Source organism: Paenibacillus sp. 7523-1 (genome assembly GCF_002276415.1).
Lineage (GTDB): Bacteria > Bacillota > Bacilli > Paenibacillales > Paenibacillaceae > Paenibacillus > Paenibacillus illinoisensis_A.
Genome location: NZ_NPBR01000010.1, coordinates 143,585 through 169,249, shown reverse-complemented (window position 1 = coordinate 169,249; position 25,665 = coordinate 143,585). Strand labels below are relative to the sequence as shown.

Here is a 25,665-nt window from a genome sequence, read left to right as displayed (position 1 = left end):
AACAGGAAAGAATAGGTGGATAAACCCATGCAGCGTTATTTTGTATCTGCAGAACAGCTTACAGAGCATTCTGTTGTCATTCTGGGAGATGATGCGCGCCATATTGGTAAAGTGATGCGTGGCAAGCCTGGAGATAAACTGATTGTCAGTGATGGACAGAGTCGTGAGGCTTTGGTGGAGATTGAGAGTATCGAAGCTGGTCAGGTAACGGCAAATATCGTGGAATCTCTGAAAATGGACCATGAAGCCCGTATTCGCGTAACGGTGGCCCAGAGCTTGCCGAAGGGTGACAAGATGGAGACGGTTATTCAGAGATGTACCGAAATCGGAGCGGTAGCCTTTGTACCTTTCCTTTCGGAACGGACGATTGTCCAATATGATGCCAAGAAAGAAGGCAAACGGTTGGAGCGGTGGCGCAAAATTGCCAAGGAAGCCGCTGAACAAAGTCATCGGAATCGCATTCCATCCGTCGAGCAGCCACTTTCCTGGAAAGGGCTGCTGTCTTCTTTTGAGGGCTACAGTTTAGTATGTTATTGTTATGAAAAGGAGAACGGCAAGCAGCTGCGCGATGCGCTGAAGCCGTTTATTGAACAGCTCGCACCTGATGCGGCTGCAGACGTGTTGATTGTGGTTGGACCTGAAGGCGGGTTCTCCGAGAGAGAAACGCTGGAAGCCGATCAGGCAGGCGCGGTATCCGTTGGGCTGGGCAAGCGAATTTTGCGTGCCGAGACCGCAGGGATGGCAGCGCTGACTTGTGTTTTATATGAATCCGGAGAAATGGGGGGAATGTAATTATGCCATCCGTGGCGTTTTACACCTTGGGCTGCAAAGTTAACTTTTATGATACAGAGGCGATCTGGCAATTGTTCAAAAATGAAGGATACGATCAAGTGGACTTCGATGAACAGACAGCAGATGTATATCTGATTAATACATGTACGGTAACAAATACCGGGGACAAAAAGAGCCGTCAAATCATCCGTCGTGCCATTCGTCGCAACCCGGATGCGATTGTAGCAGTTACGGGCTGTTACGCTCAAACTTCGCCAGCAGAGATTCTCGACATTCCTGGAGTGGATCTCGTCATCGGAACGCAGGACCGGGATAAGATTTTACCTTATGTTCGCGAAATTCAGGAGTCCCGTCAGCCGGTGAATGCCGTGCGGAACATTATGAAAACTCGTGTGTTTGAGGAAATGGACGTGCCGGACTTCGCGGATCGTACGCGTGCATTCCTGAAAATTCAGGATGGTTGCAACAACTTCTGCACGTTCTGCATCATTCCCTGGTCACGCGGGCTCTCCCGCAGCCGGGAAGCAAACAGCATAGTTCAGCAAGCTCACCAGCTTGTACATGCCGGTTATAAGGAAATTGTCCTGACAGGCATTCACACAGGCGGATATGGTGACGATATGGAGAACTACGATCTGACCGACCTGCTGTGGGATCTGGATAAAGTGGAAGGGCTGGAGCGGATTCGTATTAGTTCCATTGAAGCGAGCCAGATCGATGATCGGATGCTGGATGTCATTAAGCGTTCGGACAAGCTTGTACGCCACTTCCATATCCCGCTGCAAGCAGGTGATGACACGGTATTGAAACGCATGCGCCGCAAGTACACAACCGAAGAATTTTATAACAAAATGATTCGCATCCGCGAAGCAATGCCGGATGTGGCTATTACAACGGACGTTATCGTAGGTTTCCCTGGTGAGACAGACGAAATGTTCCGTAACGGCTATGAATTGATGAAAAAAATCGGTTTCTCGGAGATGCACGTATTCCCATACTCCAAACGTACAGGAACACCGGCAGCCCGGATGGAAGATCAGGTGGATGAAGAAGTCAAAAATGCCCGTGTGCATGAACTGATCGACCTGTCTGAACAAATGCAGCTGGCTTATGCACAGAAATTTGTAGGTGAGGTTCTGGATGTCATTCCGGAAGGTGAAGCAAAAGGCCGTGAAGGCAGCGGAAAATTGCATGGTTATAGCGATAACTACATTCAGCTCGTATTCGATGGCTCTACGGACATGATTGGTAAAGTGTGCCGCGTCAAAGTGACCGAAGCGGGTGTAAACGAAAGCCAGGCTACGCTGGTTCGTGTACTGGAAGATCATCTGAAGTCCGCAGCGATGTAATCGAGGCGTCAGTAAAACAAGGATTTCATTCCCTTGGGGAGCGTACCCGGGGAGATGAGGTCCTTGTTTTTCAACTAAAGGCATGACATATCTGTGAACGGGGGAAATCAGAATGAACAAAAAGGAAATATCCGCAGGCGGTGTAGTCTATCGTAAAGGGGAAGACGGCAGTCTTCAGATTCAGCTTATTGTTGATCGTTATGGCAAAACAACACTCGCCAAAGGCAAGATGGAAGCAGGAGAAACGGTAGAGGAAACCGCTTTGCGCGAGATTTTGGAAGAGACAGGCATGGTCGGCCGAATTGTGGAGCCTGTTGATATCATTGCCTACACATATCAGCATGCTGAGTTTGGTCCGGTAGACAAGGAAGTTCACTATTATCTGGTTGAAGCAGAGAGCGGAGACCTGCAGCCGCAGATCGAAGAGATCAAGGGAGTCGATTGGTACGCGCCTGAAGAAGCCTGGACAAGACAGCAGCAGAACGGTTACGACAACAATGATAACATTTTGCGCGTGGCACTGAACAAGCTGGGCATTAACGTATAATACTTGCCAAATACAGCGATGCTTGGTTCATTATCAAATAGAGGAGCCAAGCATCAAGCCGCGGGCGACTTCGCTGATGGGGCGTGAGCCGGTGGTTTTTTGTGCCAGATGGGCAGATAGCACAGGGGTAATGCAAGCAGTGAGCTGATGATGTTAAAAAGGGTCTGGGCATGCGCAATCTGTGCCCCGTAGTCCGCTGACAGCCAGGCTGAAGCTGCATGCAGCAACCCGATCAGCGGCATAAAAAGCAATGCTCCCGCAATATTCAATACAACATGGGAGGCTGCAACGAATTTGCCTGCGGAAGCTCCGCCGGCGGCTGCAATGACAGCCGTGACACAAGTCCCGACATTGGACCCGATCACGATGGCAATACCGATCTCCACAGGCAGTACTCCTGTAGCTGCCAGCGTAATCGCCATGCTGATGACAGCTGCACTGCTATGAATGAGAGCCGTAAGGCAGGCACCAGCCAGAAATCCCCACCACAGGCTGTCAGCCGAGCGATCCAAAAACCACTGAAATACGCCCATGCTGCGCAGGGGGACAGCGATGGATTGCATGACTTGAATGCCGGTCATCACCAGAGCAAAACCGGCAGCTGCAAGAAAGCTGTACTGTGAGTTAAGTAGGAATCTTCGGGTATGTTCGGGGGCTGCTTGATTGCGTTCACTAAGAACAACAAAGACAGCCCAACCTGTAAGGGAAATGACTAGCAAGGGCAGGGCAGCACGTCCAATCTGTAACCCAATCAGCTCGGTTGTCAGGCATGTACCGATGTTCGTGCCCAGAATAATGCCTAGTGTGCGACCGTAGGTAATTAATCTTGCATTCGCGAGACCAATGGTGAGTACTGTAACGGCGGTGCTGCTCTGTAGTATTGCCGTGGCTCCTGCACTGAAAGCCATGCCTTTCCATGGAGCCGAAGTAGCTCGGTTAAGCCACCCGGCCAGCATTGGCCCAGCCATTCGCTGCAAGGCTGTTTCCATCAGTTTCATTCCACCGAAAAAGATAATTAGACCATATATGAGCGGCAGCACAATATCTCTGAACATCTCGTTCCATCATTCCTTCCGTGCCTAGTCGTTATCTCATCTTATGAATAAGAGAGGACAACCATGACAGCCGGAGACAATTGGTGCGAACGGAATTGGATCAGAAGAAGCGAAGTGTTCGCGTTTATCTCTGGATTTTCTCTTAGTGAAAGGGAATCAGAAAAATCCGGAGATAACAGCGATCAGAAGACCAATCTGTCCACGTAGCGGCAACATATAATTTGCAATTCCGTAATTTAGGATTTTCTTAACCTACTCACCTCACCATTCAAAAGATACGGTGATTCGTGTAAACGGAGCGGAGGGGACGGAATTGGATCAGAAGAAGCGAAGCGTTCGCGTTTATCCCTGGATTTTCTCTTTGTAAAAAGGGAATTAAAAAAATCCAGGGATAACAGCGATCGGAAGACCAATCCGTCCCCGCAGCGGTCTCCCTTTGCACTAAACCTATCTTTTCCAACTAATTTAAACTAACTACAAAAGGAAGTGGATTTACCTTGCCATCGGTTACACTGGAACGCAGTCGCAAAAAGCGGCTTGAACATGCACATCCATGGATATATAACAACGAAATTGCCTCGGTTGACGGTAACCCCGAACCGGGAGATCTAGTCAACGTATTGAATCATCAAGGTCGTTATCTGGCGACAGGATACTATAACCCTGCTTCACAGATTACAGTAAGAGTCGTTTCATATCAACCGCTGGAGTTTGAGCAGATGGACACCGCCTTTTTTGCTGCTCGCTTCAGCGACTGCCTGCGTCATCGGGAACGTTTTATCCAGGATGGAGAGGCGTATCGTCTCGTTTATGGAGAAGCTGATTTTCTGCCTGGCCTGATCGTGGACCGTTTTGGCAGTGTTCTTGTTGTGCAGTTGCTTACCTTGGGAATGGATCGCTGCCGTGAAGCCATCGTACAGGCTCTGATTAAAGTGATGCAGCCGGAAGGAATTTATGAGCGCAGTGATGTGCCGATTCGTGAGCTGGAAGGACTGGAGCAGACCAAAGGACCGCTGTACGGGGAGTGCCCACGTCATGTTACGGTAACCGAGAATGGCTTGCTTATTAAAGTGGATATCGTGGAAGGCCAGAAAACAGGCTATTTCTTCGACCAGCGTGAGAATCGTGCGGCAATTGAACCGCTTATGAAGGGCTGGGGCTATAAAAGCGGAATTATGTTGCAGGAAGTGGAACAAGAGGGAGGCCATCAGCTGCTGCCTGTTAATAAAAGCGGTAAAGTAGTGACCTTCCCCTATTGGGATGGGGCTACAGTTTTGGAGTGCTTCTCACACACGGGCAGCTTCACGTTGAACGCTTGCAAATATGGAGCCAAAAAAGTCACATGCCTCGATATTTCAGAGCATGCTATTGAAAGTGCCCGCACCAATGTAGAATTAAATGGTTTTACGGATCGGGTAGAATTTGTTGTCGCTGATGCCTTCCAGTATTTACGTGAACAGGTCAAGGGAGTAGAAGAGCGATCCGTACGTGCACGGGCAGCCGAACAGAAAGTGGATACCTCCAAAGCGCTTGCAGCTGGCGGCGGGAAAACATTTGATGTGGTCATTCTTGACCCACCTGCCTTTGCCAAAACCAAATCAGCAGTCAAAGGCGCGTGCCGTGGATACAAGGATATTAACCTGCATGGCATGAAGCTTGTGAATGAAGGTGGGTATCTGGTCACAGCGAGCTGTTCGTATCATATGCGTCCTGATCTCTTCCTGGAAACGATTGCGGATGCTGCTGAAGATGCAGGCAAGGTACTGCGCCTGGTTGAATGGAAAGCTGCCGGCAAGGATCACCCGCAAATTTTGGGTGTAGATGAAGGGCATTACTTGAAATTTGCCATTTTTGAAGTGCGCAGCAAAACAAACTGATCTGTCATTTTGTTAAAAGTGATGATAAGAAACAAGTCCACGGTGTAATAAGCTGTGGGCTTGTTTTGTGTTACAGGAAATCATTTGCCTTTACCGGATTGTGGCAAACGTATGTTCCGAACCAGGTCAGATATGTTATACTGGGAATTAAAATCTTGATCGTGATGGTTTGGAGGATTAGACATGTCTGTACGCTTTATTATTGGTCGGGCAGGCAGCGGCAAGACGACGCTGATTACCCGGGAAATTACGTCTTTGCTTCAAAAGGAACCTCAAGGCAAACCGCTCATATGGTTGGTTCCGGAACAAAGCTCGTTTCGTACCGAGCAGGCTTTGGTTTCTTCTGGCGCGATCAAAGGCACTATGCGTGCAGAAGTATTGGGTTTTCGCCGATTAGCCTATCGTATCATGCAGGAAGCGGGTGGGTCTGCGCGGATTCCAATCGGAGCCGAGGGGAAAAAGATGCTGCTTTATAAAGTACTTCAGCGGCGCAAGGAAGAGTTGAAGCTTTTTGGCGCTTCGGGCAATCAATTGGGCTTTATAGGGCATTTAAATGATTTGTACAGTGAGTTTAAGCGTTATGAACTAGATCCCAGCTTGTTGGAAGAAGGCCTTTCTAGTTGGAATACGTCTTCTTCAGCACCGATCCTGGGTGATAAGTTACATGATTTGCTTCTTATATATCGAGATTATGAACAGGAACTAACGGAACTCTACATCGATGATGAAGACACGCTGACAGAACTGAACGAACGTTTGGCAGAGAGTGAGCTTCTTCAGGATGCACAAATCTGGATTGATGGTTTTCAGGGCTTTACACCACAGGAAATGAGCGTAATTGGAAGACTGATGCTTCAGTCCTCTTCAGTAACCATTACGTTGACCTTGGATCGGCCATATGATCATGGGGCACTGCCCAGCGAATTGGACCTGTTCCATCCAACAGCGAGCGCATATGCGCGGCTCAAGGGTATGGTTGAGGATCTGGGAGTCATGAGCGAAACGATGGTGCTGCAGCCGGATGTTTTGCCAAGATATGAGCACAGCCCTGGTCTGGCCCATCTGGAGTCTGGGTTCGACCGACGCATTCGTTGGAGAAGTGATGGCCGCGATGCGGGCGTGAAGTTATACGCAGCCGAAAATCGCAGGGCTGAGATGGAAGGTGCACTGCGGGAAATGCGAAGATTGGCTCAGGAGGAAGGCGTGCGTTATCGGGATATGGCCGTACTCGTTCGTCAACTGGATGCCTATGCCGATATTGCCGAGCCACTATTCAGGGACTATGACGTGCCCGTTTTCCTGGATCGCAGAAGAAGCGAGCTTCATCATCCGCTCTCCGAATTCATTCGTTCTGCAATTGATGTCGTTCGTCGTCGCTGGCGTTACGAAGATGTATTTCGCTGTGTCAAAACGGATCTGCTGCTTCCTCGTGATGGTTCCATCACTCGTGAAGATATGGACCAGCTCGAAAATTATATACTCGCGTGTGGAATTCACGGATACCGCTGGACCGACGGCAAGCCTTGGAAATATGTCCCGAGTCTGTCTCTGGAAGACAATGGACAGGAAGGCAGAAGCCGAGGGCGTGAACAAATGCTGTCGCTCATGGAAAAATGCCGAACGGTCATTACGAATCCGATGGCTGCGTTTGAGAAACGCATGATCAAGGCCAAGACGGCAAGAGAACAGTGTGCTGCACTATATGGACTGCTCGAAGACGCAGAAATTCCCTGGAAACTCGAAATGATGTCTGCTGAAGCAACAGCTCAGGGCGACCCGGAGCGTTCGCGGGAACATCGTCAGATGTGGGGAGCAGTCCTGGATCTGCTGGACCAGATGGTGGATATGATGGGAACCGAACGACTGGACATCGATCTGTTTGCAGGCTTGATGGAGACGGGGTTGACTGAGCTGAAACTAGGACTTGTTCCTCCAGCGCTGGATCAGGTGCTGGTCGGTTCCATGGACCGGACTCGGCTGCAGGATATCCAGTATGTATTCATCCTGGGAGCCGTTGACGGTGAACTGCCAGCTGTACCGCAGGAAGATGGCGTGTTAACGGAGCAGGAGCGGGAGCTGCTGACCGAGAGAGGTCTCGGTCTTGGACCTGGAACAACAAGACGAATGCTGGACGAGCGTTTCCTGATCTATACCGCCTTGACTGCTGCAAGTAAGCAATTATGGTTGAGTTACCCTGTGGCTGATGATGAGGGTAAAACGCTTTTGCCTTCGGAAATTGTGAGACATGTACGAAAGATGTTCGGACTGAATGAAGTGCCACTTCTTGCACAGCCGCCAGTAACAGGTTTGGAAGAAGCTCACTGGCCTTATGTTATTCATCCAGAGCAGAGTATGTCGGTTTTGATTGGGCAGCTGCGCAGATGGCGCAGGGGTGAAGAGATTCCTGAACTCTGGTGGTCGGTCTACAACTGGCACTGCTCCAATGAGAGCCTCAGACCTCAGTTGGAACGATTGCTGGGCTCCATTTTTTATCGCAATCGTGCATTGCCTCTTCGTACTTCGACAAGCCGCCGATTGTATGGCACGGAGGTGCGGACAAGTGTTTCGCGAATGGAACGATTCGTGGCATGTCCATTCTCCCATTTTGCCTCGCACGGGTTGCGATTGAAAGAGCGTCAGCTATATCGTCTTCAAGCTCCGGACATCGGGCAGCTGTTCCATGCTGCGCTGAGTCAGCTGGCGATCCGACTGCGTGAAGAGAACCGCAGCTGGGGCAGCCTCTCTCCAGAACAATGCCGCAAGGAAGCGGAGCAAACAGTGGATCAGATTGCCCCGCAGCTTCAGGGCGAGATTCTGCTGAGCACGAAGCGTTATGGCTACATTTTCCGCAAACTGAAGGATATTGTAAGCCGCGCTTCGGTCATTTTGGGTGAGCAATCCAGACGGGGAAGTTTTGAACCTATTGGTCTTGAGCTGGACTTTGGGCCAGGCAAACCCTTGCCACCTCTTCGTTTCGAACTGGAGAACGGGTGTGTGATGGAGATTGTGGGCCGGATTGACCGGGTTGATGTGGCCGAGGGAGAAAATGGACTTTTGCTTCGGGTTATTGACTATAAATCAAGCCAGACGGATCTCAAATTGCATGAAGTGTACTACGGACTGTCCCTGCAGATGCTTACGTATCTGGAAGTGCTGCTTAGTGCTGCCGAAGAGTGGCTGGGAGAATCGGCTATGCCTGGAGGAACACTGTATTTCCACGTGCATAACCCATTGCTGCAATCTGCGAACGGCATGACCTCAGAACAGGCGGGACAGGAATTGCTGAAACGCTTCAAAATGAAGGGATTGCTTTTGGCAGATCGTGATGCCATCGCACAGATGGATAACACACTGGATAAAGGCTACTCGGCCATCATTCCTGTTGCACTCAAGGCGGACGGCAGCTTCTACAGCAGCGCAGCGGTAGCTACGCCAGACCAGTGGGACACGCTGCTCGCATCTGTTCGAGGCAATATCCGGGAGATCGGGACCCGCATTACGGATGGGGATGTGGCGATAGAGCCTTACCGCATTCAGCAGGAGGTTGCATGCACATTCTGTCCGTTTAAACCTGTCTGTCAATTTGATGAGAATATTGAAGGCAATGAATATAATCTGTTGTCCAAACCGGGCAAACAGCAAATCTGGGACATGCTGTCACACAACAAGGGAGGGGAGACCTCATGACGAATATGCCAAAACCGGAAGGCAGCTTCTGGAGCGATGACCAGTGGAGTGCAATTTCCCAGAGTGGTGAAGACATTCTCGTTGCTGCAGCTGCGGGGTCGGGTAAAACCGCTGTGTTGGTCGAACGGATTATTCGTAAAATAGCCGATCCTTCTCGTGGCTTCAGTGTGGATCGATTGTTGGTGGCTACCTTTACGAAGGCGGCTGCTGCTGAGATGAAGCAGCGTATTCGGGAAGCACTTGAACGTGCACTCGAGGAAGAGCCTGAGGAGGAGCATTTGCGCAAACAGTTATCGCTGCTTGGGCGAGCTTCAATTACAACGCTGCATTCATTTTGTATGGAAGTCATCCGCCGTTACTATCAGCAAATACCGCTTAATCCTGCTTTTCGGATATTGAACGAGAATGAAGCCGAAATGCTGCGTCAGGAGCTCCTGGAAGAGCTGTTTGAAGATAAATACGGGGAAGAAGTCGAAGGCAGCACATTCCGTGAGCTTGTGGACTGGTTCAGCGGTGAACGGAACGATGATGCCATGCACCGGCTAGTGCAGCGCTTGTATGATTTCTCGCGCAGTCACTCCTGGCCGGATCACTGGCTCGCGGAAATGGCGTCTGCATTTCAAGTTGAAAACGTAGAGGCCCTTGGTCATTCAGCATGGGTACAGAGCATTCTACGTGATGCCGCACTTACCCTGAGCGGTGCAGCGGGGCTCTTGCGTCAAGGTATTGGCATTGCGTTGCAGCCGGAAGGGCCTAAACCATATGCGGATACCTTAAAGGAAGATCTGGCCATGGTGGAGGAGCTCCAGTCTGCCGTGGAGGTTATGCCATGGGAGAGACTGCCTGAAGTATTTCAGCCCGCAGCTTTTGGCAAGCTGAAACCCTGCAAAAAGGATCAAACCGATCCGGCGCTTCAGGAACAAGTGAAGGAACTTCGGGAGGCTGCAAAAAAGGCAATCACCGATCTGAGAGGCTCGCTCTTTGGCCGGAGTGCATTTTCCTTCTGGCAGGAGCTGGAGCAGGCGGCTCCGCTCATGCAGGAACTGTCCAAACTTGTAAGTGAGTTCGGCGAACGTTACAAGCTGGCCAAACAAGAACGTGGACAGGTTGATTTTAGCGATCTGGAACATTATTGTCTTCACATTTTGCGTCATGAGGATTCCACGCCAAAGCTCTCCATGCCTTCAGATGCAGCAATGGAATACAGGGCTCGTTTCGATGAAGTGCTGCTGGATGAATATCAGGATACTAATACCGTTCAGGAAGATATCGTAAAGCTAATTTCCAGGGAGAATCCGGGTAATCGCTTTATGGTAGGGGATGTGAAACAGAGTATTTATCGTTTCCGCTTGGCTGAACCGGGACTATTTCTGAATAAATACCGTCAATACAACTCTGGCACCCAAAGCAATGAAGGAGAAGGAAGCACGCGGCGTGCAGGCAGACGCATTGACCTGGCACGTAACTTCCGCAGTCGTGCTGAGGTTGTTCATTCGGTAAATATGCTGTTCCGGCAGCTCATGAATGAGGGCGTAGCTGAGATCGCTTATGACGAACGGGCCCAGCTTGCTTACGGAGCTTCGTTTCCACCAGAAACCGAGGGAGATGAGGCTTATACACCGGAACTGCTTCTGATTGACCGACAAGGGGGAGGACCGGATCTGGGTGAGAGTGTAGATGAAAATGGAGATCACCTGGCGTCGGCTGAACTGGAAAGTGCCGAACTGGAAACGGCCCAACTTGAAGCACGGGCTATGGCTCGGCGCATTCGGGAGATCGTCGGCGATACCGATCAGCCTGCGCTGAATGTGTATGATAAGGCGTTAAAAACAATGCGTCCTGCCCGTTACGGCGACATTGTCATCCTGCTGCGCTCTGCCTTGATGTGGGCTCCGTTAATGATCGAAGAATTCAGGCAGCAGGGAATTCCGGCCGGAGGGGAGCAGAGCAAGGGATATTTTCAGGCAACAGAAGTGGAGATCATGTTATCCCTGCTTCAGATCGTGGACAACCCACGACAGGATATTCCGCTCGCTTCAGTCCTCCGTTCACCGATTGTGGGCTTAAATGAAGAGGATTTGGCACAAATCCGTCTGGGGGATAAAAGGCAGTCTTTCTATGATGCAGTTGTATCTGCTACTCAGATTGGAACAGTTTCCAATGATGATTCGTCTGCAGTACAGATGCAATGGCCGGAAATCTGGTCAGAATTGGAACAGGCGAAGCAAGAGGCTGCTGTTACAGCAGAGTCTGGGGTACTTGAGCAGCAATCTCTGAATGAGGATAGCGAAAAGGAAGGTTATCATGATCCAGAGGAGCACCCAGCAGCCAACGCAGGATCGGAATTAAAGCAGAAATTAATTCATTTTATGGGCCAGCTGCAGCAATGGAGGCTTGAGGCACGTCAAGGCAGTCTAAGTGAACTCATTTGGCGTATATACAGGGAGACTGGCTATTTGGACTGGGTAGGTGGTCTTCCGGGAGGTATTCAGCGTCAAAGCAACCTGAAAGCCCTGTATGACCGTGCACGTCAATATGAAGAATCGACGTCGAATCGGGGATTGTTCCGCTTTTTGACCTACGTCTCCAGACTTCGTGAGAATGGTGGGGATCTGGGAACAGTGGCGGGATCGGGCGAACAGGACAATGCGGTCCGAATCATGACCATTCACCGGAGTAAAGGGTTGGAGTTTCCGGTTGTGTTTGTGGCTGGCATCTCCAAAATGTTCAACCAGCAGGATCTGAATGCACCGTTCTTGATGCACAAGGAGCTTGGATTCGGTCCGAGATTTGTGGATCGGGAAAATAGGGTGGCTTATCCCACACTGGCCAATCTCGCCATTCGACGCAGAGCGCAGTTTGAGCTGCTGGCTGAGGAGATGCGGGTACTGTATGTTGCACTGACTCGTCCCAAGGAGAAAATGATTCTGGTTGGGACGGTTAAGGATGCAGCCAAAAAGGCAGCCGCCTGGTCACAGATCAAAGACAGTTCGGAACTGATTCTGCCGGATTACCTACTCGCGGCAGGACGAAGTTATCTGGATTGGATCGGACCGTCTCTAATTCGCCATCCGTCGGCGGCTTCATTACGCGAGCTGGCTGGTGTACAAGACTCCTATGCTGCTTGTCTGATGAATGATGAATCACGCTGGAGCATTTCCGTCGTGTCTGCCGAGTGGGTATCCAGGGAGACCTTTGTGGATTCAAAACATGGTGAGGAAGACGAATTGGCAGAAGCTCGCCAGGAACGAATGAAAGCTTTACAGGCTGTGAAACCGGTGATTTTACACCCCTCCAAAATCAATAGCGAGATGGATAGAGATTTGCCAGATGAGCCATCACGGGATGATGTGAAGGTTGATGGGGTCGGAATGGAAACCGAATGGATGCAAAACGTAGAGCGTCGCCTATCATGGACATACCCATATGAGGCGGCAACCCGGGTAGCAGCGAGCACGTCAGTCTCAGAATTAAAGACAATGCTTGCGATACAGGACCATCAGCCTCTCCATGTGATGGAAGAGCTGGAAAGACAAATGGATGATGCGGAGGTTCTCGAAAACCCGCATTCCGAACATAAGGTCAGTGAAGCACGTCTTGATCGGACAGATGTCACGAATGAGGATTCCTTCAAATTGCATTTGCGTCGCCCGAAGTTTATGGAAGAGAAACAGTTGACGGGGGCTGAGCGCGGGACTGTGTATCACACGTTAATGCAGCATTTACCATTGGATGGAACGAATGTGGATGCCGCGATTGTGGAACAGACACTTGCAAGACTGACCACACTTCAGATTTTGCTGCCTCATCAGGCAGAAGTGATTGAACCTGAACATTTGGCTCAATTCTTTCAGACGGAACCAGGCACGGAGCTGCTGCGTGCTGACTGGGTAAAACGGGAGATTCCTTTTATCTATGGACTTCCAGCAGAGCATTCTCCCGCCGAATGGGTGCAGCATCTGTCATCAAATGCGGGAATGCAATCCCTGGATGAAGACAGCGGACTACAGGCCTCTTTGGATAATGAAACCGTACTTGTACAAGGGATCATTGATTGCCTCTACGAGGTGGACGGTGAGCTTACTTTGCTGGATTACAAAACGGATCGGGTACTGGAACATCGCGGAGGATTAAACGAACTGACCAGAAACTATCGTTTTCAGCTGGAGCTGTATGGCCGGGCGATTGAAGATATTTTGGGGCGCAAGGTAGATCGGAAGTGGCTGTACTTCTTTGATGGTGGACATGCTGTAAAACTTTAATGGAGCAGCTTGGAAACGGAAGATATATTCGTTATATGTGCTTGCAATGAACAATGAAAGTCACGAAGGGGACGAATCGGTTTCTTAGAAACGATGGTGTCCCCTTTGTTTCCGCATTGGCTAGTGCCATCAGGATATGAGCTGCCAAGATTGGGCACAGGGCACTCTTATGATTACGTTTTTGTAGGGAGAGGGGATGAACGGAATATGCGTATTTTGCATACCGGGGACTGGCATTTGGGAAAAACATTGGAAGGAAGAAGCAGGCTGCGTGAGCAGGAAGATTTCGTCGATGAACTTGTTAGACTGGCAGATGAGCAGCAGGCTGATGCAGTGTTGATGGCTGGTGACGTGTATGATTCGGTCAATCCGCCTGCTTCGGCAGAGCAGCTGTTTTACGAGGCAGCAGCCAGGCTTACCGAGCGGGGAAGACCACTGGTGGTCATTGCAGGCAATCACGATCAGCCGGAACGGGTAGCCTCTGTGACACCACTTGTTAACAGACAGGGGATTACACTTGTAGGTATGCCGACGGCGGAAGCGGTGACCATTCATGCGACTAGAACAGGCGAGACTGCCAAAATTGCAGCTCTGCCCTATCCTTCTGAGGCAAGGCTTAATGAAGTTCTCGCCACGGATGGTGATGAAAACGTGCTTCGTCAAGCTTATAGCCGCCGGGTGGGCATGCTCATGCAGCGTTTGGCTAGCTCATTTGGTCCGGATACGGTGAATTTGGCGATGAGTCACATTTATGTGCTGGGCGGGGTTGAAAGCGATTCGGAGCGCCCAATTCAGGTGGGCGGGGCTTATACCGTAGATCCATCTTCACTATCGATCGGTGCCCAATATACAGCACTCGGACACCTTCATCGCGCTCAGGCTGTGAAGGGTGACGGCGTGATCCGGTATAGCGGATCGCCGCTGGCCTACAGCTTCTCAGAGGCAGGACAGAGCAAATCCGTAACGATGGTCGATTTGGCGCCAGGCGGAACTCCGAAGGTAGAAGAAGTGCTGTTATCCTGTGGACGCCCACTCGTGCGCTGGAAGGCACGCGGAGGTCTGGCCGAGGTGTATCGCTGGTTGGAAGAGGGAAGAGACGCCCAAGCATTCATTGATATGGAAGTGTGGCTGGACGATGCCATGTCACTCAAAGAGATCCAGCAGCTGCGCAAGTCACATGATGGCATTATTCATATCCGTCCGGTGTATCCGGAGATGGCCGCTGCCGGATTGCTGGAGCAGCGTTCCGAGCTGCCTGTGCATGAATTGTTCCGCAAGTTCTATCAGCGTCAGACGGGCGGGGCACAGCCTGAGGACAGTCTGGTACAGTTGTTCCTTGAATTGGTGGACGAGGACGAGCCAGGCGTGCGTGAGGAGGTCGAAGGAAGATGAAGCCGATTTTATTAAAAGTGGCCGGGTTGCAAAGTTATCGTGAAGCTCAGGAGATTGATTTTACGGTACTGACCGAAACCGGATTATTCGGAATTTTCGGCCCAACGGGCAGCGGAAAGTCTTCCCTGCTGGATGCCATTACCCTTGCCATGTACGGAAAGGTGGAGCGGGCGGTTAACGGAACTCAGGGGATTATGAATCATGCTGAGGATGCCCTCTCAGTCGCTTTTACCTTCGAACTGTCTTCAGCTGAAGGAGCGCGAAGATTTCGGGTAGAACGGCGTTTTAAGCGGAATAACGAAATATCAGTAAGCAATACGATCAGCAAATTTATTGAGACCGTAAACGGGGAGGAACAGGTGCTTGCTGACAAGCTAGCCGATGTGAACCGCTGCGTGGAAGAAGTGATCGGGCTCAAAATGGATGATTTTACGCGAGCCGTAGTGCTTCCTCAAGGGAAATTCGCTGAGTTTCTATCGCTGAAAGGCAGTGAACGACGTCAGATGCTGCAGCGGCTGTTTCATTTGGAAAAGTACGGGGATCAGCTTGCCATTAAGCTCAGTCGGCGCGTGAAAGATAACGATATGGTTCATCAAGCGCTCTTGGCAGAGCAGCAGGGTCTTGGTAATGCAAGCCAAGAAACGCTGGAAGAAACCAAACGCCTTCTGCAGGAGGCCGTGAAGCATGCGGAGATCTCTCGTCAGACACTGGATGAAGCTGCGAAGGAAGCGGAACAGCTGGGTAAGATACGTGAATTAAGTCATGAACGCCAGAAGCGTCTGGATGAACAACATAAGCTCAAAGCTCTCGAACCGCAAATCGAAACCGGGGAGCAGCGCTTGAAACAGTCGAGCTCGGCAGATGCCATATTACCCGCGCTTCAGACGATGCGGGATGCAGTTTCCCAGCAGATGCTGCGACAAACTGCAGCTTCTGCTGCACATGAACAAGCCGTGGAACACGAACGATTATCTGTGCTTGAAGCAGAAAAAGCCGAAACGGCACGTGTACAGCTGGCTGAGGGCGAACCCAAGCTGCTGCTTCGGCTGGAGCAGTTGGAACAGGCCAAAGAGCTGCAGCGGGAACGAGACAGTCTTCAGGAGGACAGCGCACGTTTGAAGCTGCTTCTGGAGAAAGGACAGGCTGAGCAGGAAGTTCATGGCCAGCAGCTGGAGAAGGAAAAAGAACTACAGCAACGCGGACGAAAACGGCGGGAAGAATTGCAGGAAAGTCTGAAGCCAAATGAAGTCAAGTCAGAGGAGCGAAGACAACTGCAAGCTGCGCTGGAGCTTCGGCATCGGCTGGATATGGCAGCAGAGCAGCTGCGTCAGAATCAGGCCGAGATGGAGACGTACAAGCAGTCTGCGAGTCTGGCAGAAAGCAAACTTCAGGCGGCAATAGGCGAAGAGGAACGCCTAGAAGAACAGCGGAAGCTGTTGATTGAACAGGCGTCGGCGGGTTTGGAGGCCTTGCTTGCCTGTGAGCATGACATCGGCCGTGAACTAAGCCTGCTGGCCGGGGCGGAGGAGCAGCTGCGCGGCTCGATGCGCGAGCAGGAGCTGCACCGGCTCTCCTCCGCCTTGCGCGCCGAGCTGCGCGATGGCGAGCCGTGCCCGGTGTGCGGCTCCGCACACCACCCGCTCCCGGCTGCGCCGCCGGGGGAAGGTCCGCACGCAGGCGATGCGGACCTGGAACTGCTGCGCAGCCTGCAGGCAGAGCTGCAGGAGCTGCGCTTCGGGCTGCGCCAGCAGCTGCACGAACGTCGCAGCCTGCTGACGCAGCTTGGCGCTGCGGCCGGCGAAGCACCGGCCGCAGCCGAGGCCGCGCCTGCGGCTGCGGAGCAAGAGTCCGCAGGTTCGCCCGCACACGGGCACTCACCTGCGGACTGGGCGGCGCGTGCCGCTGCGCTGCGCGAGACCGCGCGTTCGCTGGCTGACGCCGCGACGCAAGTGCAGGCGCAAGCCGCCGCGTTGCAGCAGGCGGCTGTGGGTGCGCAGCAGCGCCGCATGGAGGCGGCAGCCGCGCAGGAGGCCGGCCGTGCCGCTCTCGTCCAGGCGGAGCGCAAGCTGGCCGAGAGCGAGGCAGCGGCAGCTGCATTGCAAGGCCGCTGGGCCGCAGAACTGCCCGGCATTGTCCCAGAGGAGGCTGTCGCCCTTCATCAGGCGATGCAGGAACGCGATGCACGTGCCGAAGACATCAAGGATCGGCTGAACAAGAGTGTCACGTTTTTGGAAGAAAAGGAACAGTCCGTACAGTCCCTCCAACAAAAGCTGGTTGAACTGGACAAACAGCTGATCCAGTGGCAAACCGAGTGGCAGGGAAACCGTAAACAGCTGGCTGAGAAGGAAGAACGACTGCGCCAGTGGGTGGGCGAACAACGTGTAGAAGAGCTCATCGCTGTCACGCAGTCACAGCTGGATGGGCTGCGAAAAGCAGCAGCCGACTCGGCCCGGCGCTTTAAGGAAGCGGACAACCTGAAACAGGAGTCTGCCAAGAAAGACGTCATGGCCAGACAGGCCCTGACTTCAGCATCGGAGCATTTGGAGCAGGCGCAGGCACGCTGGCAGCAATTGCTTGATCAATCTCCATTTGACTCTGAACAAGCCGTTCTGGAGGCAGCGATTCCTGCAGACGAGGCTGAGCGACTGACAGCAGAGATTCAGCATCATCGTGAAAGGGAACGTGAGCTGGTTTCCCAGCTGCGTGAACTGGAGCAAAAGCTGGGTGGTGCAGAAGTGTCCGAAGAGCAGTGGTTAGCCTGCACAGAACATCTGAAGTTACGACGTGCCGAGGATGAAGCTGCGCTAAGTGCGAAGGCTCGTGCAGAACGGGATCTGGAAGATGTTCAGCAGCGTCACGTTCGCTGGACCGAATTGGAGAACAAGCGGGTAGAAGTGAGTCATCACGGGGAGCAGCTCAGCAAACTGCAGGCAGCCTTCAGAGGCAATGCATTTGTAGAGTATATTGCAGAGGAGCAGCTCATGCAGGTTAGCCAAGCTGCGTCACAGCGTTTGCGTTTTCTTACGAAGCAGCGCTATTCACTCGAGGTGGATTCGGGCGGTGGATTTGTCATATGCGATGATGCCAACGGCGGAGTTAAGCGCCCAGTATCCACTTTATCTGGTGGAGAAACTTTCTTGACCTCGTTGTCCCTGGCACTCGCCTTGTCCGCACAGATTCAGCTGCGCGGCCAGTACCCGCTCCAATTCTTCTTCCTGGATGAAGGATTTGGAACATTGGACCCGGACCTGCTGGATACTGTCATTACATCGCTTGAGAAATTGCATGATGATCGTTTGGCCGTCGGGGTCATCAGCCACGTACCGGAACTGCGGGCCCGTCTGCCGCGCAAGCTGGTTGTTATTCCTGCGAGCGAAGCAGGAGGCGGTTCACGGGTAGTATTGGAGAGTCTCTGATATACAGATTTTCTTAGCCTGTTCTGAAAGATAATAGAGCTATCTGACTTTAACAGCAGGAGAATCAATATTGACTTGCTTCACTGAAAACAAGAGGATATTTAAGCGGAATCTTGTGAACTGGAGTGAGTTACCTCACAGATACAGGTTCAACCAGCTGTTATACTACAGTCAAGCCGACATACCTTATGTAAAGTACCCCGGCGGACGTTTGATCAGGAAGCTTCCCGCTCAGACGTCCGCGGCAGCTGATTTCATTCGAAATCCGCTCATGGGGTGCTTCTTTTTTCGCCCTGTTTCTTTAGTGTCAATTCGCCCAGATCTGAATACCATGAAAGGGTGATGAAGCACGATAAGGGAGGCGCACTGAAGTGGAGAAGATGGAAGCGAAGAAGATCTGTAAGGAACACATTCATCGTTATGTATGTGTACAGATGAAGGATGGAAGTCATTATGACGGTATTATGGAAAATGTGGATGACGACATGATTTATTTGGCAGTGCCAGTCGGCCCAGAAGCCGCGCAACATGCAAATTGGGGACCAAACGCGATGCCGGGAGCAGGTTATCCTGTATCTCATGCTCGTGGGTTTTATCCGGGATACGGTTACCCGTATCCATATCCCTATCCATACTACGGTTACGGTCGCAGACGTTTTAACAGACTGGTGCTTCCCTTGATCGGGCTGACTGCATTAACACTGCTGCCATACTATTAATGAAGGACTGAATGTCGGATTAGGATTTTAAACCAATCATAAGGACCATTCTCATCCTGGCAACATGCTGCTGCCTACCTGGATGTAGAAAGGTCTTTTTTTGTGATATTCATCAACGAATAGAGAATGAGAATTGTACGTGATGCTTAATGGCATGCTAGCGTAGGGCTAGCTTATTGAGTTTAAATATTTTTCATGTGAGATTGGACGTCACTTTTCACTTACGGTATGATAGAGAGGCATACATAAATCTTCAAATCAAAGGAGGGTATGAACAATGGATTGCTTGTTTTGCAAAATTGTAGAGGGCAGCATTCCCTCCAATAAAGTTTTGGAGAATGAACATGTGGTTGTCTTTCACGACATCCAGCCAGCTGCACCGACACATGTCCTCGTTATTCCGAAAAAACATATTGCTTCCATGAATGATGTGAAGGCAGATGATATAGCACTGATTGGTGAGGTTCATCTGGCAGCACAGGAAGCAGCGAAACGCCTTGGGGTTGATGAGTCCGGTTATCGTTTAATTAATAACTGCGGTGCAGATGGGGAACAAACTGTCCATCACCTGCACTATCATCTGCTTGGAGGTACCAGACTCGGTGCGCTGACAAGCCTATCGGATTCGCACAAATCATAATGGATCCTGTGCTCTACATCTCCTGTTTGATGGAGAAAAAAGACGCACTGTGGTTCGCATAAATAAAGTGATCATTACGTTAAGGTTGACACCTTTATTACCTTTCGCCTATAATGAAAGGTGATGAACCGTGTTATTGCTCTTGGACGGTCTGGTCGGAGGGAGGGAAAACTGGTGTCTGAAACTAAAGTTCGCAAAAACGAGACTATTGATGCTGCACTTCGTCGCTTTAAACGTTCCATCGCTAAAGATGGCGTCTTGGCTGAGGTGAAGAAACGTAAGCATTATGAGAAGCCAAGCGTAAAGCGCAAGAAAAAGTCCGAGGCTGCTCGTAAGAGAAAGTTTTAGGAGGATTTGAACAACATGAATCTTAGCGAACGATTGAACGAAGATATGAAGCAAGCGATGAAGAGCAAGGACAAGTTCAAGCTCTCCACCATTCGGTTGATTCGTTCGACGATCAAGAATCTTGAAATAGATTTGAAAAGAACTTTGGATGACAACGAAGTGCTTGATATCCTGAGTCGTGAAATCAAACAGCGCAAAGATGCCCTCCAAGAATTTGACAAAGCGGGCCGTGAAGAACTCGCGGCAAATGCAAAAGCGGAAATTGATATAATTGGTCAGTACCTTCCCGCACAGCTTACCGAAGAAGAAATTAAAGTTATTGTACAGCAGACCATCCAGGAAACCGGTGCTTCTTCGAAAGCCGAGATGGGGAAAGTCATGGCGGCCCTTATGCCGAAAGTTAAAGGCAAAGCGGACGGCAAACTGGTTAATCAAGCAGTTCAACAATTTCTGCAATAAAGCAATCAATGAACACCTCCTGACTTGTCAGGGGGTGTTTTTTCCTGTTTGCATGTTACTGAATTTACACTTCAGACTTCATTGGATTTAGCATGGGAGAATTCGACGTAAAGGTAGAATCAAACCGTACAATTTTCAAAACAGACAAGAATTTTACTTTAAAATGGTTATTTTTCATAAAATTAGATTTAAAATCTTGCAATTGCTCCGGCTTTCAAATATAATTTTAAGATTTTGAAACGAAATGTTGCATTGTACGTAATAAATACCATAAGCTGGACAGTATAACAATAATGGAAAAGGGGGGATTATTGTGAAGGGAAAGCGCCGGAAGAGGCTTGCGGGGCCATTGTTGCTCATGATGCTGCTGACGTTGCTGCTTCCTGTCTGGGTTGGATCGCCGTCTGCACAAGCAGCTGAAAAGAGCGGCGCCGTATATATTATTCCGGTTGATAAACCAATCGAGCAGGGGTTAGGCAAGTTTATGGAGCGTGGCTTCAAGGAAGCTGAATCAATGAATGCTGGCCTGATTGTTCTCGATATTAATACACCGGGAGGACGGGTGGATACGGCGGAAGAGCTGGGTACCCTGATTAAGGAAAGCCCTGTTCAGACCGTTGCTTTTGTCCGCGGAGATGCTGCTTCGGCTGGAAGTTTTCTGGCCTTGAATGCAGATAAGATCGTAATGTCGCCAGGAAGCATGATTGGTGCCGCAGCGATGGTGGACAGCACGGGAAAGCATGTCGATGATCCGAAGCTGGTTGCATTCTGGAAGAGCAAAATGCAGGGAGCGGCGGAACAAGGCGGCCGTGATGGCAGTATTGCTGCCGGAATGACAGATGTCAACATGGTTGTAGAGATGCCGGAGATCAACAAAACGAAACAAAAGGGTGAAATTATTGCCTTATCAGCCGAGGAGGCGCTGAAAGTGGGATATGCGGACCACATCAGCTCAACTCCGGAAGAGGCAGCAGCATGGCTGGGTTATGGTCAGGACGATGTATTTACTGTGGAGAGAACTGCAGCAGAGAATATATCTTCTTTTCTGACGAATCCTGTGGTGATGACTATACTTTTGTTCCTGGGAATTGCAGGTGTAATCATTGAACTGATTGTGCCTGGATTCGGAGTGCCTGGTATTGTGGGGATTGTTTGTTTTGTCCTCTATTTCTCAGGGAACTACATTGCTGGATTTGCAGGAGCAGAGACATGGGTGCTGTTTACGGTTGGACTCATCATGATGATTCTGGAGATGTTTATTCCAAGCTTTGGTATCCTGGGCATATTGGGATCCATTGCACTTGTTGCCGGCGTTGTGCGTGCAGCTTACGATACAAGTGATGCATTTGTTTCGTTGGGAATTGCCTTCGGGGCAGCGCTGGTAGTCATAGCTATCGTGGTGATTCTCTTTAAGGACAGAGGCATATGGAATCGATTTATACTGAGTGACAAATTGTCTGCCGATCGAGGTTATTCATCTGCGACAGAACGTAAAGAACTGATTGGTCTCCAAGGGATTAGCCTGACTCCGCTTCGTCCATCTGGAACAGCAATGTTTAATGGGGAACGGGTCGATGTGGTTTCGGACGGAGACTTTATCCCAGTTGATACACCGATTATTGTGGTTAAAGCCGAAGGCACTAGGATTGTGGTCCAGCAAGCTTTGCCGGTGTAAAACGCTTGTCATGCCGGAGTTCTGGTGGGCTTCGGCAGTGTACATAACCATATGGCCGTGCTGCTTGCCGAATGGTGTTTTTCTAAAATTAGCAGCATTATAGTTGAGATCTGTTATGATGAATTTTTACAAAATTAAAGTGCAAATGGAGGAATTTTGACTATGGAACCAACGTTGATTACGGTTTTGCTCGTTGCGGTAGTTGCCATTATCGTATTGAGCGTATTCTTCAGCTTTTTCCCAGTAATGCTCTGGATCTCGGCCATTGCATCCGGTGTACGTGTCGGAATTATTACACTGGTAGCGATGCGATTGAGACGTGTAACACCTAGCCGAATCGTAAATCCAATGATTAAAGCAACCAAAGCAGGTCTTCAACTGTCAATGAACCAACTGGAGAGCCACTTCCTGGCGGGTGGTAATGTTGACCGTGTAGTAAATGCTCTGATTGCTGCTCAGCGTGCAAACATTCCGCTGGAATTCGAACGTGCTGCTGCGATTGACCTCGCTGGTCGTGATGTATTGCAGGCTGTACAAATGAGTGTTAACCCGCGTGTCATCGAGACACCAATTGTATCTGCGGTAGCCAAAGATGGTATTGAAGTTAAAGTTAGAGCACGGGTTACGGTTCGGGCCAATATTGACCGTCTCGTCGGTGGTGCCGGTGAAGAGACGATCATTGCCCGTGTCGGTGAAGGTATCGTAAGTACAAACGGTTCCTCGAATTCCCACAAAGACGTTCTGGAAAATCCGGATCTGATCTCCCGTACGGTATTGTCCAAAGGTCTGGATGCAGGTACGGCTTTTGAAATCCTGTCCATTGATATTGCGGACGTGGATGTAGGTAAGAACATTGGTGCGTTCCTGCAAACCGAGCAGGCTGAGGCTGACAAACGCATCGCTCAGGCGAAAGCGGAAGAACGTCGCGCTATGGCCGTAGCCCAAGAGCAAGAGATGAAGGCACGTGTAGTGGAAATGAGAGCGCGTGTGGTTGAATCCGAATCCCAAGTACCTTTGGCAATGTCTGAAGCACTTCGCAGTGGCAAGATCGGTGTCATGGACTACATGAACCTTAAAAATATTGAAGCGGATACTCAAATGCGCAATACTTTGGGAAAACCTGGTGAAGGTTCGAATTCCAACGATCAGGGTGATTCCAAAAACGGAAGATAGGCGGTGAATGCGTATGGGCCTATTTGAATGGATTTTTGATAATCTGTATATAGTGGCCGTCATCGGTTTTGCGCTCTTCTCTTTCTTGGGAAAAGCCGCCAAATCGGCTGATCCGAACAAAAAGCGTCCTGGCAACGGGATGCCTACATTCGGAGGCAGCGGTAATTCAGAACGGGATGATCGCTCGAGAGACAATTCATCTCCGCAGCAATCTTCCGGACCGGCAGATCCCCGTTATGATGAACAGTATGACGATCGGTATGACGACGAGCAATATGATGATCGTTATGATCAGCCTTATTCGGAGCCTGCTGCATCTTCTCGACCCGCAAGTGACTACAGAAGTGAGGGCTCTATGAGCGCTATGGAAAATTCGCTTGAACAACAGATGAAAGTGATGGAGCAACAGCAACGCCTGATTGAAGAGCGCTTGAATCGTATCTCTTCTGCGGATACACCGACTGTATCTGACTCCAGTTGGGATGAGGGTACATCGGGTGGAACTAGATCGTCCCGGCTTCGTCCGGAAGACATCCGTACCGGTGTTTTATGGGCAGAAGTGTTGGGGGCGCCACGGTCCAAACAGCCTTTTGGAACAAGAGGTAAGTTGTAAAATGTAATATCAATCATAAAACAGCAAAGAGCCGTCTCAGGTGAGCAATATGCCAGAGGGGGCTCTTTTTGTTGTGCTCCTTTTTAAAGAATTAATGATCTAACAGAAGCTGTAGTTTTCATAAAATCATGTTTCTCCGCATAAGTTGAACTGTAGAGGAAGGGGGAAGACCTTCGTATGACCCGGATCAGCCGCAAGCTGCGCAGATGGACCAGTGAGGTGCTGGATTTGCCGCAGGACGTGCTTTATGATATGCCACGGTTAACCCTGATCGGCAGCAAGCAATTGTATATCGAAAATCATCGCGGTGTGATCCATTTTACGCCGAATCGCATTGTTCTGGCTTTGACCCAGGGTCAGCTCGAGATTAAAGGTGTTGATCTGGTGATTCGTAATATTTTGCCGGATGAAGTGGCGGTGGAAGGGACAATTCTGGATATACATATGAATGGAGCGGAGGGAAACGGATGAAACAGCCCAGTCTGTACAAACTGCGAGGTGCAGTCCGAATAACGGTCACTGGGGGAGACATCGAAGCGCTGATCAACATGGTGGCAGAGCAGGGACTGGAAGTGTGGAACCTGCGTGCCCATGATGGACGCAAGGCAGAGATGAATATTCTGCTGCCGCATTTTTTTAGGCTGCGTCCTTTGTTGAAGCGGACAGGCTGCAGGGTGAAGGTGACGCACCGCAGCGGGATTCCTTTTTTTATGGCCAGATTAATGAAAAGAAAGTTCTTCCTTGGAGGCATGGTGCTTTTCGTGATTGCCATGTTTGCATTATCATCGATGGTCTGGAATGTTGAGGTGAAGGGGAATGTAAAAATCCCCACTGATGTGGTACTTGCTGCAGCCAAAAAAGAAGGGATATATCCTTTCCAGTGGGGGTTCAGACTCCAGAGTCAGGACAAGCTTTCCAGACAGCTGGCTTTGGCACTTCCCGACGTAACCTGGATTGGTGTGAGCAAAGAGGGGACAACCATTACCATTCAGGTTGTAGAGTCTGCACAGCCTCAGCGTGAACCGCTGCTGAATCCAAGGCACTTGGTGAGCAAATCGGATGCAGTCGTTACTCAGATATACGCAGAACAGGGACGTCCTGTTGTACAGAAGGATACACGTGTTAAGAAAGGTCAGGTATTAATATCGGGTATTTTGGGCGATGAAGAGAATACAGAGAATGTTGTGGCCAAAGGCGAGGTTCGTGGACTTGTATGGCGTGAATATGAGGTGGAAGTGCCTCTCGTGCAGAAGCATAACACCATGACAGGAGAGAGTAAGGAACGTTTTTATGTTGTGCTTGGGGATTGGGCTGTTCAGCTCTGGGGATATGGGAAGACGCCTTTCAGTTCCTTCAATACGGCGAGTGATCATAAGCCGCTGACATGGCGATCCTTCACGCTTCCGATGGGATGGTTGACGGAGACCGATATGGAGACCACGCAGCAAGAGGAACAAAAGACGGTGGAGTGGGCCAGAACGAAAGGGCTGGAGGGAGCCAGAAACGATATTATCGCCAAAAACGGCAAAGGAACAAAAATTTTAAGTGAAAAAATTTTGCATGAGAAGAAAGAGAATGGTAAAGTTTATATGAAAGTATTATTTGAAGTGGAAGAAAGCATTGCGGAAGAACTTCCGTTAGTCCATAGTCAAGGAGAATGA

18 protein-coding genes are annotated in these 25,665 nt (G+C 50.3%); 17 read left to right on the top strand and 1 reads right to left on the bottom strand.

All coding sequences use genetic code 11. From position 1 onward, the window contains the following. Positions 1-27 precede the first annotated feature (27 nt). The 3 genes from CHH60_RS12850 (at position 28) to CHH60_RS12840 (ending at position 2,688) form a co-directional block, all read left to right on the top strand. Entirely contained in the window at positions 28-792 is a 765-nt protein-coding gene (locus CHH60_RS12850) for an RsmE family RNA methyltransferase (RefSeq protein ID WP_095359510.1), read from the top strand. Positions 793-794: 2 nt separating this feature from the next. After that, complete coding sequence (gene mtaB / locus CHH60_RS12845) at positions 795-2,141, top strand: tRNA (N(6)-L-threonylcarbamoyladenosine(37)-C(2))-methylthiotransferase MtaB (protein ID WP_095359509.1); 1,347 nt, start codon at positions 795-797, stop codon at positions 2,139-2,141. Between the two features lie 112 nt (positions 2,142-2,253). Beyond that, positions 2,254-2,688 (top strand): NUDIX hydrolase, encoded by a 435-nt coding sequence (locus CHH60_RS12840; protein WP_095359508.1) that lies wholly within the window; start codon positions 2,254-2,256, stop codon positions 2,686-2,688. A gap of 53 nt (positions 2,689-2,741) precedes the next feature. Here the strand turns inward: CHH60_RS12840 and CHH60_RS12835 are convergent, their stop codons facing one another. Further along, positions 2,742-3,743 (bottom strand): Na/Pi cotransporter family protein, encoded by a 1,002-nt coding sequence (locus CHH60_RS12835; RefSeq protein ID WP_095359507.1) that lies wholly within the window; start codon positions 3,741-3,743, stop codon positions 2,742-2,744. A 497-nt stretch (positions 3,744-4,240) separates the two neighbouring features. Between CHH60_RS12835 and CHH60_RS12830 the strand changes: the two genes are divergently transcribed. The 14 genes from CHH60_RS12830 (at position 4,241) to yqfD (ending at position 25,665) form a co-directional block, all read left to right on the top strand. Continuing rightward, a complete protein-coding gene (locus CHH60_RS12830) occupies positions 4,241-5,620 on the top strand; it encodes a class I SAM-dependent rRNA methyltransferase (RefSeq protein WP_095359506.1) in 1,380 nt (459 codons plus the stop codon). Between the two features lie 183 nt (positions 5,621-5,803). Further along, positions 5,804-9,307: a helicase-exonuclease AddAB subunit AddB gene (gene addB / locus CHH60_RS12825; protein WP_095359505.1), complete on the top strand. Its 3,504-nt coding sequence runs from the start codon at positions 5,804-5,806 to the stop codon at positions 9,305-9,307. Beyond that, on the top strand, positions 9,304-13,569 hold the full coding sequence (gene addA / locus CHH60_RS12820) for a helicase-exonuclease AddAB subunit AddA (RefSeq protein ID WP_095359504.1): 4,266 nt from the start codon (positions 9,304-9,306) through the stop codon (positions 13,567-13,569). Before addB ends, addA begins: the two co-directional genes overlap by 4 nt. Positions 13,570-13,776: 207 nt before the next feature. Further along, positions 13,777-14,961 (top strand): exonuclease SbcCD subunit D, encoded by a 1,185-nt coding sequence (locus CHH60_RS12815; RefSeq protein ID WP_095359503.1) that lies wholly within the window; start codon positions 13,777-13,779, stop codon positions 14,959-14,961. Further along, entirely contained in the window at positions 14,958-18,377 is a 3,420-nt protein-coding gene (locus CHH60_RS12810; RefSeq protein ID WP_095359502.1) for an AAA family ATPase, read from the top strand. The genes CHH60_RS12815 and CHH60_RS12810 overlap by 4 nt, the downstream gene beginning before the upstream one ends. 380 nt (positions 18,378-18,757) lie before the next feature. Next, a complete protein-coding gene (locus tag CHH60_RS12800) occupies positions 18,758-19,096 on the top strand; it encodes a hypothetical protein (RefSeq protein ID WP_176476070.1) in 339 nt (112 codons plus the stop codon). A gap of 277 nt (positions 19,097-19,373) precedes the next feature. Then, positions 19,374-19,736, top strand: a complete 363-nt coding sequence (locus tag CHH60_RS12795; protein ID WP_095359499.1) for a histidine triad nucleotide-binding protein — start codon at positions 19,374-19,376, stop codon at positions 19,734-19,736. Between the two features lie 174 nt (positions 19,737-19,910). Next, positions 19,911-20,084 (top strand): 30S ribosomal protein S21, encoded by a 174-nt coding sequence (gene rpsU / locus CHH60_RS12790; RefSeq protein WP_005547957.1) that lies wholly within the window; start codon positions 19,911-19,913, stop codon positions 20,082-20,084. A gap of 15 nt (positions 20,085-20,099) precedes the next feature. Then, positions 20,100-20,543, top strand: a complete 444-nt coding sequence (locus tag CHH60_RS12785; protein WP_095289878.1) for a GatB/YqeY domain-containing protein — start codon at positions 20,100-20,102, stop codon at positions 20,541-20,543. A gap of 358 nt (positions 20,544-20,901) precedes the next feature. Then, on the top strand, positions 20,902-22,218 hold the full coding sequence (locus CHH60_RS12780; protein WP_095359825.1) for an NfeD family protein: 1,317 nt from the start codon (positions 20,902-20,904) through the stop codon (positions 22,216-22,218). A gap of 162 nt (positions 22,219-22,380) precedes the next feature. Beyond that, complete coding sequence (gene floA, locus CHH60_RS12775; protein ID WP_095359498.1) at positions 22,381-23,391, top strand: flotillin-like protein FloA; 1,011 nt, start codon at positions 22,381-22,383, stop codon at positions 23,389-23,391. A gap of 13 nt (positions 23,392-23,404) precedes the next feature. Further along, entirely contained in the window at positions 23,405-24,004 is a 600-nt protein-coding gene (locus tag CHH60_RS12770) for a hypothetical protein (RefSeq protein ID WP_095359497.1), read from the top strand. A 177-nt stretch (positions 24,005-24,181) separates the two neighbouring features. Further along, positions 24,182-24,475 carry a sporulation protein YqfC gene (gene yqfC / locus CHH60_RS12765; protein WP_095359496.1) on the top strand — a complete coding sequence of 98 codons (294 nt, stop codon included), beginning with the start codon at positions 24,182-24,184 and terminating at the stop codon, positions 24,473-24,475. Beyond that, positions 24,472-25,665, top strand: coding sequence for a sporulation protein YqfD (gene yqfD, locus CHH60_RS12760; RefSeq protein WP_095359495.1), 1,194 nt, complete (start codon positions 24,472-24,474; stop codon positions 25,663-25,665). The genes yqfC and yqfD overlap by 4 nt, the downstream gene beginning before the upstream one ends.